The organism is Telluria sp. PB2R4, from assembly GCF_059685695.1.
Map to the genome: position 1 here is coordinate 272266 of NZ_JCASIC010000001.1, position 17739 is coordinate 290004.

At 65.0% G+C, this 17739-nt stretch carries 13 protein-coding genes; 11 read left to right on the forward strand and 2 right to left on the reverse strand.

What is annotated here, in order from left to right; translation table 11 throughout:
* Window positions 1-123: 123 nt before the first annotated feature.
* Entirely contained in the window at window positions 124-1419 is a 1296-nt protein-coding gene (locus AC56LU_RS01205; protein WP_497173762.1) for a glycoside hydrolase family 28 protein, read from the forward strand.
* A 13-nt stretch (window positions 1420-1432) separates the two neighbouring features.
* Entirely contained in the window at window positions 1433-2326 is an 894-nt protein-coding gene (gene yddG / locus AC56LU_RS01210; protein ID WP_497173763.1) for an aromatic amino acid DMT transporter YddG, read from the forward strand.
* A 3-nt stretch (window positions 2327-2329) separates the two neighbouring features.
* Here yddG and AC56LU_RS01215 read toward each other — a convergent pair whose 3' ends face one another.
* Window positions 2330-2488, reverse strand: a complete 159-nt coding sequence (locus AC56LU_RS01215) for a hypothetical protein (protein WP_497173764.1) — start codon at window positions 2486-2488, stop codon at window positions 2330-2332.
* 254 nt (window positions 2489-2742) lie between these two features.
* On the opposite strand from AC56LU_RS01215, the gene AC56LU_RS01220 reads away from it, so the two are divergent.
* On the forward strand, window positions 2743-4248 hold the full coding sequence (locus AC56LU_RS01220) for a family 43 glycosylhydrolase (protein ID WP_497173765.1): 1506 nt from the start codon (window positions 2743-2745) through the stop codon (window positions 4246-4248).
* A 71-nt stretch (window positions 4249-4319) separates the two neighbouring features.
* The gene (locus AC56LU_RS01225) at window positions 4320-6536 is read left to right on the forward strand and encodes an NADP-dependent malic enzyme (protein ID WP_497173766.1); all 2217 of its coding nucleotides are present in this window, start codon (window positions 4320-4322) and stop codon (window positions 6534-6536) included.
* 1 nt (window position 6537) lies between these two features.
* Here AC56LU_RS01225 and AC56LU_RS01230 read toward each other — a convergent pair whose 3' ends face one another.
* Window positions 6538-7377: an alpha/beta fold hydrolase gene (locus AC56LU_RS01230; protein WP_497173767.1), complete on the reverse strand. Its 840-nt coding sequence runs from the start codon at window positions 7375-7377 to the stop codon at window positions 6538-6540.
* Window positions 7378-7507: 130 nt separating this feature from the next.
* On the opposite strand from AC56LU_RS01230, the gene AC56LU_RS01235 reads away from it, so the two are divergent.
* The 7 genes from AC56LU_RS01235 (at window position 7508) to AC56LU_RS01265 (ending at window position 17682) form a co-directional block, all read left to right on the forward strand.
* Window positions 7508-8329 (forward strand): LysR substrate-binding domain-containing protein, encoded by an 822-nt coding sequence (locus AC56LU_RS01235; protein WP_497174201.1) that lies wholly within the window; start codon window positions 7508-7510, stop codon window positions 8327-8329.
* 146 nt (window positions 8330-8475) lie between these two features.
* On the forward strand, window positions 8476-11373 hold the full coding sequence (locus AC56LU_RS01240; RefSeq protein ID WP_497173768.1) for a TonB-dependent receptor: 2898 nt from the start codon (window positions 8476-8478) through the stop codon (window positions 11371-11373).
* Window positions 11374-11457: 84 nt separating this feature from the next.
* Window positions 11458-12810 carry an MFS transporter gene (locus AC56LU_RS01245; protein ID WP_497173769.1) on the forward strand — a complete coding sequence of 451 codons (1353 nt, stop codon included), beginning with the start codon at window positions 11458-11460 and terminating at the stop codon, window positions 12808-12810.
* A gap of 42 nt (window positions 12811-12852) precedes the next feature.
* Window positions 12853-13803 carry a glycoside hydrolase family 43 protein gene (locus AC56LU_RS01250; RefSeq protein ID WP_497173770.1) on the forward strand — a complete coding sequence of 317 codons (951 nt, stop codon included), beginning with the start codon at window positions 12853-12855 and terminating at the stop codon, window positions 13801-13803.
* A gap of 12 nt (window positions 13804-13815) precedes the next feature.
* Complete coding sequence (locus tag AC56LU_RS01255) at window positions 13816-14904, forward strand: aldose epimerase family protein (RefSeq protein WP_497173771.1); 1089 nt, start codon at window positions 13816-13818, stop codon at window positions 14902-14904.
* Window positions 14901-15788: an SMP-30/gluconolactonase/LRE family protein gene (locus tag AC56LU_RS01260; RefSeq protein ID WP_497173772.1), complete on the forward strand. Its 888-nt coding sequence runs from the start codon at window positions 14901-14903 to the stop codon at window positions 15786-15788. The genes AC56LU_RS01255 and AC56LU_RS01260 overlap by 4 nt, the downstream gene beginning before the upstream one ends.
* Window positions 15789-15939: 151 nt before the next feature.
* Window positions 15940-17682: an IlvD/Edd family dehydratase gene (locus AC56LU_RS01265; RefSeq protein ID WP_497173773.1), complete on the forward strand. Its 1743-nt coding sequence runs from the start codon at window positions 15940-15942 to the stop codon at window positions 17680-17682.
* Window positions 17683-17739: the final 57 nt, after the last annotated feature.

The following is a 17739-nucleotide window of genomic DNA, read 5'->3' on the forward strand; positions in this document are numbered from 1 at the left end:
TCGCGACATGGTCGGCGCGCCAACTGGAAAACAATCAAGAATCTGATTATCCTTGCAGAAGCCGGGGATCGACGGGCGTTTTTCGTCTATATCTATGCGTCGATCCGAACTGAGGGAACAAGCATGCAAAACCGATTCACCCTGCGCCGCGCCATCACGCTGTCGATGCTGACCGCTCCTTTGCTGGGACGTCCGCTGCCGGCGCTGGCGGCCTTGAAGCACTTCGCCATCACCGATTTCGGCGCCGTCGCCGACGGCGCCACGGTCAATACCGAGGCCATCCAGAAGACCATCGAACACGCTGCCGCGCAGGGCGGCGGCACCGTCGTGGTGCCGGCCGGCGTGTTCGTCAGCGGCGCGCTGTTCCTGAAGCCGAAAGTGAACCTGCACCTGGAGCAGGGCGCCGTGTTGCGCTGCTCGACGGACCTGAAGCATTTCCCGGCCGGCCGCACCCGCATCGAAGGACATTTCGCCCCCAACTTCAATCCGGCCCTGATCAATGCGAACGGTTGCGACGGTTTGCGGCTCAGCGGCGCCGGCACGCTCGATGGCGCCGGCCGGCCGATCTGGGACATGTTCTGGAAGCTGCGCAATGCCGCGCCCGACCCGCACAATTTCAAGAACATCGGCATCCCGCGCGCCCGGCTGGCGCTGATCGAGCGCTCGAACGGGGTTACGGTCGAGGGCCTCACCTTCAAGGATTCGCAATTCTGGAACCTGCACCTGTACCGCTGCCAGCAGGTCACGGTGCGCAATGCCCGCTTCGTCGTGCCCGATGATTACCACCAGGCCCCCAGCTCCGACGGCATCGACCTGGACAGCTGCCAGCACGTGCTGGTCGAGGGCTGCTTCTTCTCGGTGACCGACGACTGCATCGCCGCCAAGGGGTCGAAAGGCCCCCTGGCCATGGAAGACAAGGACAGCCCGCCCGTGATCGATGTGCGGGTCCGCAACTGCGAGTTCCGGCGCGGCCACCACATGCTGGCCCTCGGCAGCGAGGCGACCCTGGTGCGCGACGTCCTGATCGAGGACTGCCGGGTGACGGGCAAGGTGGACAGCCTGGCAGTGTTCAAGCTGCGGCCGGATACGCCGCAGCACTACGAGAACATCCATTTCCGGAACATCACGGTCGATTCGTCCGGCGGCCAGATCGTGACGATCCAGCCCTGGACGCAGTACTTCGACCTGAAGGGCGCGGCGCCGCCGAAGTCGATCGTGCGCAACATCAGCCTGGTTGGCATCCGCGGGCGCCTCAAGGCCTTCGGCACCATCAAGCCGAACCCGGGCCAGACCACGATCAGCGATATCCTGCTGAAGGACTTCGACGTGAAACTCGACCAGCCGAAGCTGGATACGGCGGACGTCGGCAAGCTGCGGCTGGAGAACGTGGTCGTCAACGGCAAGCAGGTGAGCGCATAGCCGGGGTCCCATCATGAATCGGGCAACCCTGGTCGGGCTGCTGGCGGTGCTGCTGTGGAGCTCGATCGTCGGGCTGATCCGCAGCGTCAGCGAGCACCTGGGCCCCACCGGCGGCGCGGCCCTGATGTACAGCCTGGCCTCGGTGTTCCTGCTGCTGTCGGTCGGCCACGTGAAGCTGCGCGAATTCCCGCGCCGCTACCTGGTCTGGGGCAGCCTGCTGTTCGTGAGCTACGAGCTGTGCCTGTCGCTCTCGATCGGCTATGCCCACAGTGCACGGCAGGCGATCGAGGTGGGCATGGTGAACTACCTGTGGCCGACCTTGACCATCCTCGCCGCCATCCTGTTCAACCGGCAGCCGGCCAACTTCCTCATCGTCCCCGGCTTCCTGCTGTCGATCGTCGGCATCTGCCGGGTGCTGGGCGGCGAGGACGGCATCGACCTGGGCGGCATGCTGGCCAACGTGCGCGACAACCCGCTCAGCTATGGCCTGGCCTTGGCCGGGGCACTGATCTGGGCGGCGTACTGCACGGTCACGGCGCGCATCGCGGACGGCAAGAACGGCGTCACCCTGTTCTTCATCCTGGTGTCGGCCAGCCTGTGGGGCAAATACCTGCTCGAAGGGGGCGGCACCATGAGGTTCAGCGTCGAGGCTGTCGTCTACCTGGTGCTGGCCGCCGGCGCCATGGGCTTCGGCTACGCCGCCTGGAACGTCGGCATCCTTCGCGGCAACGTGACGGTGCTGGCCGGCGCCTCCTACTTCATTCCGGTGTTGTCGGCGGCACTGTCGAGCCTGCTGCTGCGCACGCCCTTGTCCCTGGCCTTCTGGCAGGGTGCGGCCATGGTGGTGGGCGGCGCGGTGCTGTGCTGGGCGGCGACCCGGGCGAAAGCTGCCGTAGCCGTGGCTTGAGGATCAGACCTCATCCGAGATCAGTCCCTCCGGCAGGATCTCCTTGTAGGCGGGGATCATCGAAAACTCGTCGCCGAGAATGAACTGCTCGATTCCGGTCTGCTCGCCAGGCTGCACGGCGTGTCCTCGCGTGTCTTCGTGTTCGTAGGGGTTCGTGAACATGTGTGCTCCATATGGGTTGATTGAACCCAGCATAGCGGCCGATGGTGCGGTGCACAATCCGGATATCGCTTTGTATTTTGTAGTCTTTCCCCTACCTGATAGTCTTGGTTTGTTGCGCATGCACCGGCAGCGGCGGGGGGCATGCAAGCGATGCCGAACGATCAAGTTGACGAGCATTTGCCCCATCCCGGTATCGAGGCCATCTTGCCGGCGCCAAGCCGTCGCATAATTGCGGATTTGCTGCGGACCACACCATGCGATTCGTTCCGAAGACCGTCCTTGCCATTTTCCTCGCTGCTGCAGTCCTCCACACCGCGCACGCCGCCGGGCAGACCATCCGCAACGGCGAGTTCTGGAAGGACAGTTCGGGCACGCCGATCTATTCGCAGGGCGGCGGCATCCTGAAAGTCGGCGCCAGGTATTACTGGTATGGCGTGAAGTACGCCGAGGCAGTCAGCTATGCCAAAGCACCAGGGGCGTACACCGACAAGCCGCACTTCGTCTCCGTCACCGCCTACTCGTCGAGCGACCTGGTGAACTGGCGCTTCGAAGGCGATGTCCTGACGCCGGCGGGCCTGGGCGAGCACGTCGACCCGAATGCCTGGCTTGGCCGCATGGGCGTGGTGTACAACAAGTCGACCCGCAAGTACGTCTTGCTGACGCAGTACGGCAGCAAGGCCACAGGTAGCGGCGTGCTGTTCGCCACGGCCGACAGTCCGGGCGGACCCTTCGTGTTCAAGCGCCTGCAGGCGCGCATCGGCCGGGTGGCTTCGCCGACCTCGGGGGACCAGACGGTGTTCACCGACGACGATGGCCAGCCCTACCTCGTCTTCAGCAACAACGGCGACCGGCGCCAGATGTATGTGGCGCCCCTGCGCACGGCGGATTTCCTCAACGTCGAGCCGGCCACCAACATCCATCAAGCCCCGGGCGGCGGCCGCGAAGGCAATGCGATGTTCAAGTACCAGGGCTTGTACTATTTCTGCTCCTCCGACCTGCACGGCTGGAACGCTTCGCGCAGCTATTGCATGACCGCCTCCAGCATCACCGGACCCTATACGCCCGAGAAGCTGATTACCGGCACCGACGCCGATTTCTCGCATGTGTCCCAGAACGGTTTCTTCATCCCGGTGCACGGGACGGCCGGCACCACCATCCTGTACGCCGGCGATCGCTGGAGCAATTTCGCCGGCAATGGCCATGGCTACAACATCTGGGTGCCCTTATCGTTCGATGGCGCCGCGCCGGTGTTCAATTCGCTCAGCGAATTCCGGCTCGACGCCGCGCGCGGCACCTGGACGGTCGGCAAGGGCAACAATTACATCCTCAACCCGTCCTTCGAAGCCGACCGGGTGCGCCAGAGCAGCGTGGCCGGCTGGGTCAGCAGCTGGACCAGCCTCAAGGGCGACGCGCCACTCATGAACACGCTGGACGGGCGCACCGGAAAATGGGCGCTCTCGCTGCGGCACGCGGGCCAGACGATGGGCAGCGCCGTCCAGCAAGTGAGCGTGCCGAATGGCGTCTACACGCTGCGCGCCTGGGTCAAGAGCAGCGGCGGGCAGGGTCTTGCGCGGCTGTACGCGGCCGGGCATGGCGGGGCCGAGGTCTCCCATGCCTTGCACGCGCCGATGGCGCAATGGACTGAGGTAATCTTGCCGGGAATCCGGGTGACGACCGGGGGCGTACAGATCGGCGTGTATTCGGAAGGAAGGGACGGACACTGGCTCGCCATGGACGATGTCAGCCTGGTGCGGGAATGAATTGCCCGATGCCAGCCGAAAAGATTGCCAGCGACTACACTACACACCACGATAGTTAAACGGGAGACAGCATGAGCACTGAAAGCAGCCTCAGCGGCAACGACGACAGCCAACTGCGCGCCGACGCACTCGACTACCACCGCTCGCCAGTGCGCGGCAAGATCGAGGTCGTGGCCACCAAGCCCCTATCCAACCAGCGCGACCTGTCGCTGGCCTACTCGCCGGGCGTGGCCTATGCCTGCGAGGAAATCGCGGCCGATCCCGCCATGGCGGCCGAGTACACGTCGCGCGGCAACCTGGTGGCCGTCATCACCAACGGCACCGCGGTGCTCGGCCTGGGCAATATCGGACCGCTGGCGTCCAAGCCCGTCATGGAAGGCAAGGGCTGCCTGTTCAAGAAATTCGCCGGCGTCGACGTGTTCGACCTGGAACTGGCCGAGAACGACCCGGACAAGCTGGTCGAGGCCATCGCCATGCTCGAGCCGACGGTCGGCGGCATCAACCTCGAGGACATCAAGGCGCCCGAGTGCTTCTATATCGAGAAGAAGCTGCGCGAGCGGATGAATATCCCGGTCTTCCACGACGACCAGCACGGCACCGCCATCATCTCCAGCGCGGCACTGATGAATGCCTTGAAAGTGGTGGGCAAGGACATCGGCGCCATCAAGCTGGCCGCTTCCGGCGCCGGCGCGGCGGCCATCGCCTGCCTCGACATGATGGTGAGCCTGGGCGTGAAGCAGGAAAACATTTTTGTCACGGATTCGAAGGGCGTGATCTGGCAGGGCCGCGAAGCGAACATGGAAGCCAACAAGGCGCGCTATGCGCAGGCGACCGATGCCCGCACGCTGGCCGATATCATGGAGGGCGCCGACGTGTTCCTGGGCTGCTCGACCGCCGGCGTCCTGAGCGCCGACATGGTCAAGACCATGGCTGCGCGCCCGGTCATCCTGGCCCTGGCCAATCCGGAACCGGAGATCCGTCCCGAGGTGGCGCGCGCCGCCCGGCCCGACTGCATCGTCGCCACCGGCCGTTCCGACTACCCGAACCAGGTGAACAACGTCTTGTGCTTCCCCTACATCTTCCGCGGCGCCCTGGACTGCGGCGCCACCCGCATCACCGACGAGATGAAGCTGGCCTGCGTCGGCGCGATCGCGCGCCTGGCCGAGGCCGAGGCCAACGATACCGTGGCCGAAGCCTACGCCGGCCAGGACCTGAGCTTCGGCCCCGACTACATCATTCCGAAGCCGTTTGATCCGCGCCTGATGGCGGCCATCGCGCCGGCGGTTGCCGCCGCGGCCGCAAGCTCCGGCGTGGCGACGCGTCCGATCGACGACATGGACGCCTACCGCGCGCGCCTGGGCGAGATGATCTACCACACCGGCTTCTTCATGAAGCCGGTGTTTGCCAAGGCCAAGGCGACGCTGCGCCGGGTCGCCTACGCCGAAGGCAGCGACGGACGCGTGCTGAGGGCGGTGCAGACCGTGGTGGACGAAGGCCTGGCCCGGCCGGTGCTGATCGGCAGCGCGGCGGCGGTGGAGGCGGCGGTGAAGCAGTCGGGCCTGCGCCTGACCCGTGATGTCGACTACGTGCTGGCCGAGCCGGACGGCGGCGACGCCACCCTGCACGGCACGCGCCTGCTGCAGTCGGGCGAGGTCGATGCCCTTGTTTGCGGCATGGCGGGCAGCTACGACAGCCACCTGGCGCACGTGCGCGAGGTGATCGGCACCGCGCCGGGCAGCACGGTGCTGGCCGCGATGAATGCGCTGGTGCTGGACAAGATGACCCTGTTCATCACCGACACCTACGTCAACGACGATCCGTCGGCGCAGGAGCTGGCCGACATCACGCGCCTGGCCGCGACCGAATTGCGCCACTTCGGGCTGCAGCCCAAGGCGGCGCTGCTGTCGCATTCGATCTTCGGTTCCTCCGAGCGCCCGTCGGCGCGCAAGATGCGAGAAGCACGCGCGCTGCTGGCGCACAGCGCGCCCGAGCTGGCGCTGATCGGCGAGGTGCACGGCGACGCCGCCTTGTCCGAGGAGATCCGGCGCTTGTACCAGCCGGCAGGGGAGGGTACGGGCGGCTTTGCCGGCAGCGCCAACCTGCTGGTGATGCCATCGCTCGACGCCGCCAACATCCTGTTCAACGTGCTGAAGGTAGCGGCGGGCAAGGGCGTGACGGTCGGCCCGATCCTGCTGGGCGCGGCCAAGCCGGTGCATATCCTGAGCCCGAGTGCGACCGTGCGCCGCATCGTCAACATGACGGCACTGGCGGTGGCAGGGGTACGCTGATTTACTGCGGCCGGATGCCGACGAAGGCGTGCAGCAGCCGGTTGAACGCCGCCGCATGCGTGACGTTCATCCCGTGCGAGGCGCCCGCAATCGTGCGCTTGTCCACGTGGGGCATCCAGCCGGCCAGCTTTTCCACGTTGTCGCGGTAGCTGCGTGGGCTGCGTTCCCCTTCGATGAGCAGGGTCCGGCACCTCACGCCGCTTGCCGCGGCGCGGGTATAGGCCGGCAGGGGATCGCTGAACTGCTTCGGCAGCGTGGCGGCATTGTCGATCGCCATCGTGCGAAAACTCTTGGGGCTCTTGCGCCAGATGCCCGGCATGCTGACCGCATCGACGAACAATTCCAGCCCGGTCTCGATGTCCCCGTGACCGATCAGGCTTGCCACCTTGCCGCGCAGGGCGTCCGCCGCGCCCGCGTCGCCGCTCGCGGGGCCGGCAGGATCGGCCAGCGTCAGGGTCTTGACCAGCGCCGGATGCTCGCGTGCCACGTTGAAGGCGACACTGGCGCCGCGCGAATGCCCGACCAGGTGGACCGGGCCGGCGTTCATCGCGGCGACGAACCCGGCCAGTTCGGCGACGTGGGCCTCCCAGCTGAACGTGCTCCGCATGGGGACGTCGCCGCCCGGCCAATAGTGACTCAGGCTCACCGACACGCACAGGAAGTGCTTCGACAGCACCTCGGCCTGGCTATGCCAGTAGCGCAAGTCGCACAGTGAGCCATGCACGAACAACAGCGGCTCCCCGGCCCCCAGCGCGACGTAGGGAATGCGCACGCCGGACGGGGTATCGGCAAAAGACAACTCGGGGACGGCGAAGATGCGGGGATCGGCTGCAGCGTTCATGATGGGCTCCTTTCCGACACTATGCACGATGGCGTACCTTAAGAAAATCGCATAATATTGAAGGCATCTATCAACTTTTCTGATGCCTTATCAGCTCCCCGTGAAAGCACTCGACCTGGATGTCCTGGCGATGATCGTCGCCGTGGCCGATACCGGCAACATCAGCCGCGCGGCCGAGGTCGTGCACCGCTCGCAATCGGCGGTCAGCATGCAGATCAAGACCCTCGAGACGGCACTCGGCAAGCCGCTCTTCGTGCGCAGCTCGCGCAGCGTGACGCCGACCCAGGACGGCGAAGTGCTGTTGAGCTACGCGCGGCGCATGCTGGCGCTGCGCGACGAGGCCTGGGCCGCGGTGGTCCGCCCCGATGTCACCGGCCGGGTGGTGCTGGGCGTGCCCGACGACTATGCGTCTTCCCTGCTGCCGCCGATCCTCAAGAAGTTTTCGGCCACCTACCCGAAGGTCGAGATCCAGGTGGTCGGGCTGCCGAGCGTGGCGCTCGCACCCATGGTCAAGGATGGAAGGGTCGACCTGGTCTGCGCCACGCGCGTCAAGGGCCTGTCGGGAGAGTTCGTCCGCTTCGAGCCGATGGTCTGGGCGGCCTCGCCGGGCGCCCCCGAGATCTGGCAGGAGCGGCCGCTGCCGATCGCCGTTTTCCTGCCCGGCAGTGTGGCGCGGGAAAACGCCATCCGCAGCCTGGAGCGGGCAGGAATCCCTTACCGGACCTCCTACGAGAGCCCCAGCCTGATGGGACTGCTCAGCATGGTCCAGGCGGGCCTGGCGATCGTGCCGCTGGCACGCTGCGCGGTGCCGGCCCATCTGAGCCTGCTGGGCGCGGCGCAGGGATTGCCGGAGATCGATGCGCTGGAAGTGATCCTCGCGCGCAGCAGCACATCGCGCCGTCCGCCCTGCGACTTCATGGCCGAACAGATCATGTCGGAACTGCGGCGCTGACGCTATTGCCGATACATAAATCGGTATCGCACCGAGCAAAAATTTGATTGGATCGATCTCACTTCACCGCCTACCATCAATGTCGAGCTTGTAATAACAGCAAAGCCGCGAGACAGCGGTCATAACGAAAACGACACAGGAGACGTATGAAACGCACCTCATTCGGCCGCGCCGCGGCTGGTACCCGTCACGCCTTCACGCTCCGCGCAACGGTGGCTGCACTCGCCGGCGTGGGCCTGATCAGCAGCGCCACGGTTGGCGCCCAGGAAATCTCCCCCGCCGCGGCGGCCGACGCGGCGGACCCGGGCGAGACGCAGACCGTGGTCGTCACGGGCGTCAAGGCCTCGCTCATCAAGAGCCTGGCGATCAAGCGCATCAGCGACCAGGTCGTGGAATCGGTGGTGGCCGAAGACATCGGCAAGCTCCCCGATAACAACGTCGTCGAAGCGCTGCAGCGCGTGACGGGCATCCAGGTCACCAACCGCGCCGGTGGCGAAGTCGGCGCCTTGTCCATCCGTGGCCTGCCCGACGTCCAGACCACCTGGAACGGCCGCAATATCTTTACCGCGTCGGGCACCCAGGTCGCGCTCCAGGACATTCCCTCGACCCTGGTGCGCCAGATCGACGTCTACAAGACGCGCGATGCCAGCCAGCTGGAAACCGGCATTGCAGGCCAGATCGACGTCAAGTCGCTGCGACCCTTCGATTTCAAGGGGCCGCAAGTGTCGATACTGGCGCGTGAGACCTATCTGGATCCTGCCAAAAAGTGGAACCCGCAGCTCAGCGCCATGTTCAGCAACCGCTGGGAAACCGGCATCGGCGAAGTCGGCGCCCTGGTCAACCTGGCGGCTGCCAAGACGAAATACCGCAATGAAAGCGTGACGCCGGGCGCCATGGTGCCGTTCACCAGCCCGAATGCCGCCGAAGTGCCGGCCGGTTACACGCCCTTGCAGCGCATCTTCGACAACGCGGTCTGGGCGCCCGGCACCCGTACCGGCTTGCCGACGGCAGCGGGTTCGACGCTGAATTTCAACGGCAAGGCGCATCCTTATTACCTGGCGCGCGACGCCGTCTTCCAGAGCGACGTCGAGGGCGAACGCAAGCGTCCTGCCGCGAATATCGCCTTGCAGTGGAAGCCGAACAGCAGTTCGGTCTACACTTTCGAATCGATGTACAACGGTTATCGCGACAAGGCCTTCAACCAGCTGCTGTTCAGCTTCGTCGACTGGTGGGGCGATCTCGGCAGCAACCCTGCGGGGACGATCACGACCTTCCCGGGAACGAACATCATCAAGACCCGCAAGGTCAATAACGTCTATGGCTTCAACAGCGGCGACTACACCACGTCGAAAACCGATTCCTTCGTCTATGCCCTGAACGGCAAGTGGGATATCGGCGATCGCCTGAGGCTGGACGGCGATCTGTCGTACCAGACGAGCGAATTCGACACGCAATTCACCGCCACCCGGATCGACCGCGTCGCACCTTCCATCGACGTCGATTTCAATGCCGGCGGCGATACGGCATTCCGCTTCAACAACAATGCCGACCTGGCCGACCCGAGCAAGTGGAATGTGGCGGAGTTCTACGATAACGCCAACCGCAACAAGGGCAGCGCCGCGACGGCTACCCTGGCGGGTGTCTTCGATGCCGACTGGGGTGCCCTGCAGACGCTCAACTTCGGCGTGCGCCATGACGTACGCAAGGCCTCGGAGGCGAACCGGACGCAATCGGCCTTCCTGGGCCGCAACCTCGCCTCGCTTGGGCCGCAGTATGCCATTACCAACTCCAACTTCGGCACCGACATCTCGGACGTTCCGCGCTCCTGGGTGGAGCCGAATGCCTACTACATCCGCGACCATTTGGACGAGTGGCGCAAGCTCTATAACTCGGTCAACAGCAACTTCCTGACCACGGATAAACTGAGCCTGCAGAAGACCTTCGAGATCGAGGAAAAGACCAGCAACCTCTACCTGATGGGGAATTTCCAGAGCGAGCTGTTGGGCAAGCGCCTGCGCGCCAATGTCGGCGTGCGCTACACCAAGGTCGATACCGACATGACCTTCTACAAGGTCGATGCCAGCACAAAGGCGGTCACGCCGTCCGGCGCCAGCAAGTCGACCAGCAAGTTCCTGCCGAGCCTGACGCTGACCTACGACGCGACCAAGGACGTCGTGACGCGCTTCAACTTCGGTAAAACCCTGCGCCGCCCGAACTTCGGCGACCTGAATCCTGTCCTGCAACTCGGCGACGACGTGTCGCGGGTGGGTTATGGCTCGGGCACCGGCGGCAATCCGGACCTGAAGCCGACGCAATCGACGAACTTCGATCTGACGGGCGAGTGGTATTTCCAGAAAGACAGCGCACTCTACGGCACGGTGTTCAAGCGCAAGATCGATGGCCTGGTCGTGCCCCTGCGCCGCAAGATCCACGTCGACCCGGCGGACGACCCGTTCCGCAACTCGACCTCGGGGGGCGACCATACCAACGGCTACGACTACGTCATCAACTCGCCGGTCAACGCCTCCGACGGCACCATCAAGGGCGTCGAGCTCGGCTTGATCTACTTCCCGAAATGGCTGCCGGGCCCGCTGGAAGGACTGGGCTTCCAGGGCAGTTTCACCAAACTCAGCTCGTCGCAGAACGTGCCCGAGGCGAATAGCGCCGGCGAGATCATCGCCCAGCTCGAGACGCCGTTCTTTGGCGTGTCCGACCGCTCGTACAACGCCACCCTGGCCTACGAAAAGGGACCGCTCAGCGCGCGCCTGTCCTATGTCTGGCGCTCCGCATTCCTGGCCGCCAACGAAGCCGCCTTGTTCGCCAATCCGATCGGTATCTGGCGTCATCCGGAAAAGAGCGTGGACATGCAGATCTCCTACAAGATCAGCGACAGGATGTCGGTCGATATCGCCGCCATCAACCTGACCAACGAGATGCAGCGGCAGTACTACCACTTCGGCAGCGCGGGTAACCAGGAGCTGACCAACTTCGGTACGGTCCAGGTTGGACGTTCGGCCTCGGTCGCCTTGCGCTGGAAGATGTAACCATCCGGGCAGCAGCGCAGTAGAAGAGGGCACTGCACGGTCTCGGCCGGCAGTGCCCCGGTCGTTCGCAAGGGAAGGCGCAACATGCACACTCAAAAACTCTCCACCCTCGAAAAAGCGGGTTTCGGCGCCGGCGACATGGCGCTCAACGTGGTGATCTCGTCGATGATGCTGATCATTACTTTCTTCTATACAGACATTTACGGACTGAAGACAAGCGACCTGGCACTGCTGTTCGTGGCCGTGAAGGTAGTGGGGGCCGTCGCCGACCTGGCGATGGGGCAGGTGACCGACAGCGTCCTGACCCGCTGGGGACGCTACCGGCCCTGGCTGCTGCTGCTCGCCGTGCCCTACGGCCTGAGCGTCTTCCTGGTCTTCACCACACCCGACTGGACCTATGACGCCAAGCTGATCTGGGCCTATTCGACCTACATCCTGATGACCCTGATGACGGCGGGTGTCGGCATTCCCTATATCTCGCTGATCAGCGGGTTGACGTCCGATCCACAGGAGCGCCTGTCGGCCAACGGCTATCGCCTGTTCTTCGCCAAGATCGGCGCCTTCATGGTAACCATCATCGTGCCGGTGCTGGCCAGCTGGTGGGACGCCGGGAACCCGGCCACGGGCTACCAGGCCGCCATGGCGGTGATGGCGGCGATGGGCGTGCTGCTGTTCCTGGTGTGCTTCTTCACCACGACCGAACGGGTGATCCACAAGGTCGAGAAGCAGCCGCTGATGGACCAGGTGCGCGTGCTGATGCAGAACGACCAGTGGCTGATCCTGTGCGCCGTGTGCGTGACCGGCACCATCGGCTACGTGATCCGCGGATCGGTGGCGATCTACTACGCCAAGTACTACCTGGGCGGCGACACGGCAACCGTGTCGGCCTTCCTGTCCACGGGCGTGGCGGCCGCCATCCTGGCCATGGTGGTGTCCACCTGGACGACCAAGTTCTACTGCAAGGTCAAGCTGTTCCGCAACAGCCAGATCGCGGTGGCCGTGATCAGCCTGCTGATCTACTTCCTGGTGCAGCCGGGCGACATGGTGCTGGCCTTCGTCCTCTACTTCATGCTGTCGCTGGTGGTCGACCTGCACGCACCGGTGTTCTGGTCGGCGATCGCCGAGACCATCGACTACGGCCAGGTCAAGACCGGCAAGCGGGTCTCGGGCTTCGCATTCGGGGGCATCTCGGTGTGCCAGAAGGCCGGCATGGCGATCGCCGGCGGCATGGTCGGCATCCTGCTGGACCACTTCCAGTACCAGCCGAACCAGGAACAGTCTGCGCTGGCGCTGCAGGGCATCGCCCTGATGCTGTCGGTGATCCCGGGCTTCTTCCACCTCCTGATGGGCCTCCTGATGTTCAAGTACCGCATCAGCGACACCTACTACGACAGCGTCAAGGCCGACATGCGCACCCACGGCTACGCCGCCAGTTAATGTCATGCACGCGTCCAACCACACGATGAACTACCGAATATCATGCAAGAAACCATGCTGAAACCCCTGATCGAACAACGCGCCGATCCCTACATCTACAAGCACACCGACGGTTATTACTACTTCACCGCCTCGGTCCCGCAATACGACCGCATCGAACTGCGCCGCGCGACCACGATCGCCGGCCTGGCCGAAGCGCAAACGGTCGACGCCTGGACCAAGCCCGACACCGGCCCCTACTGCGAGCTGGTCTGGGCCCCCGAGCTCCACTTCAACCAGGGCGCCTGGTACGTCTATTTCGCCGCGGCCCCGAGCCGCGAGATCAAGGACAAGCTGTTCCAGCACCGCATGTACGCGATCCGCAACCAGGGCGCCAATCCGTTGGAGGGCGAGTGGGAATTCATGGGCCAGGTCGACACCGGCGTCGACAGCTTCTGCCTCGACGCCACCACCTTCACCCACAAGGACCAGCTGTACTACCTGTGGGCGCAGAAGGATCACGAGATCGAAGGGAATTCCAACCTCTACATCGCCCCGATGAAGACCCCGTGGCAGATCGAGGGCAAGCCGATCATGCTGAGCAAGCCGGAGTTCGACTGGGAGACGCGCGGCTTCTGGGTCAACGAAGGGCCCTCGGTGGTGCGCCGTCACGGCAAGATCTTCATCAGCTACTCCGCCAGCGCCACCGACGAGAACTACGCGATGGGCCTGCTGTGGGCAGACGAGGACGCGAACCTGCTGGATCCGGCATCCTGGACCAAGTCGCAAGCGCCGGTGCTGCGCACCTGCTACGAACACGGCATCTACGGACCCGGCCACAACAGCTTTACCTACGCGGAGGACGGCGAGACCGTGATGCTGGTCTACCACGCGCGCACCTATACCGAGATCGTCGGCGATCCGCTCTGGAATCCGGACCGCCACACTTTTGTGAAGACGCTGCGCTGGGACGAGCGCGGCATGCCGGTGTTCGGCCGGCCGTCCACCAACTGAGGAAGCAGCCAGGTGCCAACCTCCATCACGCACTCACCCTTCGGCCAACTGGCGGACGGCCAGGCCGTCACGCAGTTCACGCTCACCAACGCGAACGGCCTGGTCGCCAGGATCATCGACTTCGGCGGCATCATCACCGAACTGCATGTGCCCGACCGCGACGGCCGCCTGGCTGACGTGGTGCTGGGCTTCGACACGCTCGAGCCCTACCTGGGCGAGCACCCGTATTTCGGCGCCCTGATCGGCCGCTTCGGCAACCGCATCGCCAGGGGCCGCTTTACCCTCGATGGCCGGGACCACGCGCTGGCGGCCAACGATGGCGAGAATCACCTGCACGGCGGGGCCGGCGGCTTCCACAAGGTCAAGTGGCAGGCCCGCGTCGAGGACGACGGCCTGCGCCTGACTTACCGCAGCGCCGATGGCGAGGAAGGCTATCCCGGCAACCTCGACGTCACCGTGACCTACCGGCTCAACGACGACAACGAACTGGTGGTGCGCTTCCATGCCGTGAGCGACCAGCCGACGCCGGTCAACCTCACCCAGCACAGCTACTTCAACCTGGCCGCGGGTGGCGACAAGGGCGGCGACATCCTGGACCATGTGCTCACCATCGACGCCGACAGTTTCGTCGCCATCGATGCGGGCTCGATCCCGCTGGGGACGCTGGCGCTGGTCACCGGCACGCCGTTTGATTTCCGCACGCCGCGCCCGATCGGCGAGCGTGTCGGCCAGCCGGACAAGCAGCTGCGCCACGGGCAGGGCTACGACCACAATTTCGTGCTCAACAAACCGAACGGCAGGATGACGCGCGCGGCCCACGTGTGCGAACCGGCGTCGGGCAGGGTGCTCGAGCTGTTCACCCAGGAGCCCGGCGTGCAGTTCTACAGCGGTAACTTCCTCGACGGTTCGCTGGCCGGCAAGGGCCGCAGCTACGGCCACCGCAGCGGCTTCTGCCTGGAACCGCAGCACTTCCCCGACTCGCCGAACCAGCCGTGCTTCCCGAACACCATCCTGCGTCCGGGCCAGGTGTACCAGACCGAATCGCGCTTCCGCTTCTCGGTGCTGGGCGGCGCAGGCGAAGCTGGAGGTGCAGAGGGATGATGCAGCCTTTCCTCGAAAACCGCCACGAACTGGGCGAATGCGTGCTGTGGTGCGAGCGCACCGGGCGCCTGCTGTGGACCGACATCCCCGCCGCCGAGCTGTGGTCGTATTCGCCGGCGAGCGGCCGCAGCACGGGCTGGCGCATGCCGGAGCGCCTGTGCTCGTTCGCGCTGACGGCCAGCGACGATCGCCTGCTGCTCGGACTGGCCTCCGGCCTGGCCTTCTTCAGCTTTTCCACCGGCGCGGTCGAGCGCATCCTCGACGTCGAAGCCGACATCCCGGCCACGCGGCTGAACGACGGCCGCTGCGACCGCCAGGGTCGCTTCGTGTTCGGCATGTTCAATCAGGATCCTGGGCCCAAGCAGGCGCTGGGCGGCTTCTACCGCCTGGATACCGACCTGCGCCTCGAACGCCTGCCGCTCCCGAACGCCGCGATCGCCAACAGCATCTGTTTCAGTCCGGACGGGCGGCGCATGTACTACGCCGATTCGGCGACCCGCACGATCCATTGCTGCGGCTACGATCCGCACAGCGGCGCGATCGGCGCCTCGCGGGTATTCGTCGGGGCGGACGCCGCTCCAGGGGAGCCGGATGGCTCCTGCATCGATGCCGACGGCTACCTGTGGAGCACCCGCTGGGGCGCCGGGCAGCTGATGCGCTTTGCCCCGGACGGGCGCCTGGACCGCGTGCTGGCGCTGGATGCGCCGCAGCCGAGCTGCCCGGCCTTCGGCGGGCCAGGCCTGTCCACCCTGTATGCGACCAGCGCTTTCCTCGGCATGGGCGCGGGCGAGCGCGCCGCCGCGCCGTTCTCGGGCGCGCTGTTTCGCATGGAGCTGGATGTGCGCGGCCTGCCGGAATCGCGTTTTCTCGGCGTGCCACGATAACTATTCCGATATCACTTTTGCGAAATAATTGATTGGAAAGTTATCTGCTTGCATTCTAGACTTGCTTCATAGCTGAACAACACGTGCTGCTCAACACCACCTTAGAGGAGGCCCCGAGTCTCCCGCAGCCGAGATAAACTGAGAGGAATGCATGTCGGAGACGAAAAAAAAGACCACGCTGCGCTCGGCCGCGTGGTTCGGGACCCAGGACAAGAACGGCTTCATGTACCGGAGCTGGATGAAGAACCAGGGTATTCCCGACCATGAATTCCAGGGCAAGCCGATCATCGGCATCTGCAATACCTGGTCCGAACTGACCCCCTGCAACGCCCACTTCCGCAAGCTGGCCGAACACGTCAAGCGCGGCATCCTGGAGGCCGGCGGTTTCCCGGTCGAGTTCCCAGTGTTCTCGAACGGCGAATCGAACCTGCGCCCGACCGCCATGCTGACCCGTAACCTGGCCAGCATGGACGTCGAAGAATCCATCCGCGGCAACCCGATGGACGCGGTGGTGCTGCTGGTGGGCTGCGACAAGACGACCCCGGCGCTCCTGATGGGCGCGGCCAGCGTCGACCTGCCGACCATTGTCGTCACCGGCGGTCCGATGCTCAACGGTAAACTGAACGGCAAGGACATCGGTTCCGGCACCGCCGTCTGGCAGCTGCACGAGCAGGCCAAGGGCGGCCAGATCACGATGCACGATTTTCTCGCCGCCGAAGCCGGCCACTCGCGCTCGGCCGGCACCTGCAACACCATGGGCACGGCCTCCACCATGGCCTGCATGGCCGAGTCGCTCGGCACCTCGCTGCCGCACAATGCCGCCATTCCCGCGGTCGATGCGCGCCGCTACGTGCTGGCCCATATGTCGGGCATCCGCATCGTCGAGATGGTGCACGAAGACCTGCGCCTGTCGAAAATCCTCAAGCGCGAGAATTTCGAGAACGCGATCCGCGTCAACGCCGCCATCGGCGGCTCGACCAACGCCGTGATCCACCTGAAGGCGATCGCCGGCCGCATGGGCGTGCCGCTCGAGCTGGAAGACTGGACCACGATCGGCAAGGGCACCCCGACCATCGTCGACCTGCTCCCGTCGGGCAAGTACCTGATGGAGGAGTTCTATTACGCGGGCGGCCTGCCGGGCGTGATCCGGCGCCTGGGCGAAGGTGGCCTGCTGGCCAACAAGGACGCGCTCACCGTCAACGGCAAGACCCTGTGGGAGAACTGCCAGGACGCGCCGATCTACAACGATGAAGTGATCCGCAAGCTCGACACCCCGCTGATCGCGGACGGCGGTATCCGCATCCTGCGCGGCAACCTGGCGCCGCGTGGCGCCGTGCTCAAGCCGTCGGCGGCGTCCCCGCACCTGATGCAGCACCGCGGCCGCGCAGTCGTGTTCGAGGACTTCGACCACTACAAGCAGCGCATCAACGACCCGGACCTGGACGTGGACGCCAATTCTATCCTGGTGATGAAGAACTGCGGCCCCAAGGGTTACCCGGGCATGGCCGAAGTCGGCAACATGGGCCTGCCGCCCAAGCTGCTGGCCCAGGGCATCACCGACATGGTGCGCATCTCGGACGCGCGCATGAGCGGCACCGCCTACGGCACCGTGGTGCTGCACGTGGCCCCGGAAGCGATGGCCGGCGGGCCGCTGGGCATCGTGCAGGATGGCGACTGGATCCAGCTCGACTGCGCCGGCGGCGGACTGAATCTCGAGCTGTCGGATGACGAGATCCGCGCCCGCCTGGCCGATCGCGCCGAGAAGACCAAGCCGGTACAGCATAGCGGTTACCAGCGGCTGTACCTGGACCATGTGCTGCAGGCGGACGAGGGCTGCGATTTCGATTTCCTGATCGGCTGCCGTGGGTCGGCGGTGCCGAAGCATTCGCATTGATTCATACGTGATTTGAACGCGTGGGCGGGGAACCCGCCCACCCTACCAATGCCACGA

Excerpts from the sequence above, each read along its gene's own strand:
- AC56LU_RS01250 (WP_497173770.1), top strand. The coding sequence starts at position 12,853 with ATGCAAGAAACCATGCTGAAACCCCTGATCGAACAACGCGCCGATCCC.
- AC56LU_RS01235 (WP_497174201.1), top strand. The coding sequence starts at position 7,508 with ATGATCGTCGCCGTGGCCGATACCGGCAACATCAGCCGCGCGGCCGAG.
- AC56LU_RS01245 (WP_497173769.1), top strand. The coding sequence starts at position 11,458 with ATGCACACTCAAAAACTCTCCACCCTCGAAAAAGCGGGTTTCGGCGCC.
- AC56LU_RS01215 (WP_497173764.1), bottom strand. The coding sequence starts at position 2,488 with ATGTTCACGAACCCCTACGAACACGAAGACACGCGAGGACACGCCGTG.
- AC56LU_RS01205 (WP_497173762.1), top strand. The coding sequence starts at position 124 with ATGCAAAACCGATTCACCCTGCGCCGCGCCATCACGCTGTCGATGCTG.
- AC56LU_RS01240 (WP_497173768.1), top strand. The coding sequence starts at position 8,476 with ATGAAACGCACCTCATTCGGCCGCGCCGCGGCTGGTACCCGTCACGCC.
- AC56LU_RS01230 (WP_497173767.1), bottom strand. The coding sequence starts at position 7,377 with ATGAACGCTGCAGCCGATCCCCGCATCTTCGCCGTCCCCGAGTTGTCT.
- yddG (WP_497173763.1), top strand. The coding sequence starts at position 1,433 with ATGAATCGGGCAACCCTGGTCGGGCTGCTGGCGGTGCTGCTGTGGAGC.
- AC56LU_RS01220 (WP_497173765.1), top strand. The coding sequence starts at position 2,743 with ATGCGATTCGTTCCGAAGACCGTCCTTGCCATTTTCCTCGCTGCTGCA.
- AC56LU_RS01260 (WP_497173772.1), top strand. The coding sequence starts at position 14,901 with ATGATGCAGCCTTTCCTCGAAAACCGCCACGAACTGGGCGAATGCGTG.
- AC56LU_RS01265 (WP_497173773.1), top strand. The coding sequence starts at position 15,940 with ATGTCGGAGACGAAAAAAAAGACCACGCTGCGCTCGGCCGCGTGGTTC.
- AC56LU_RS01225 (WP_497173766.1), top strand. The coding sequence starts at position 4,320 with ATGAGCACTGAAAGCAGCCTCAGCGGCAACGACGACAGCCAACTGCGC.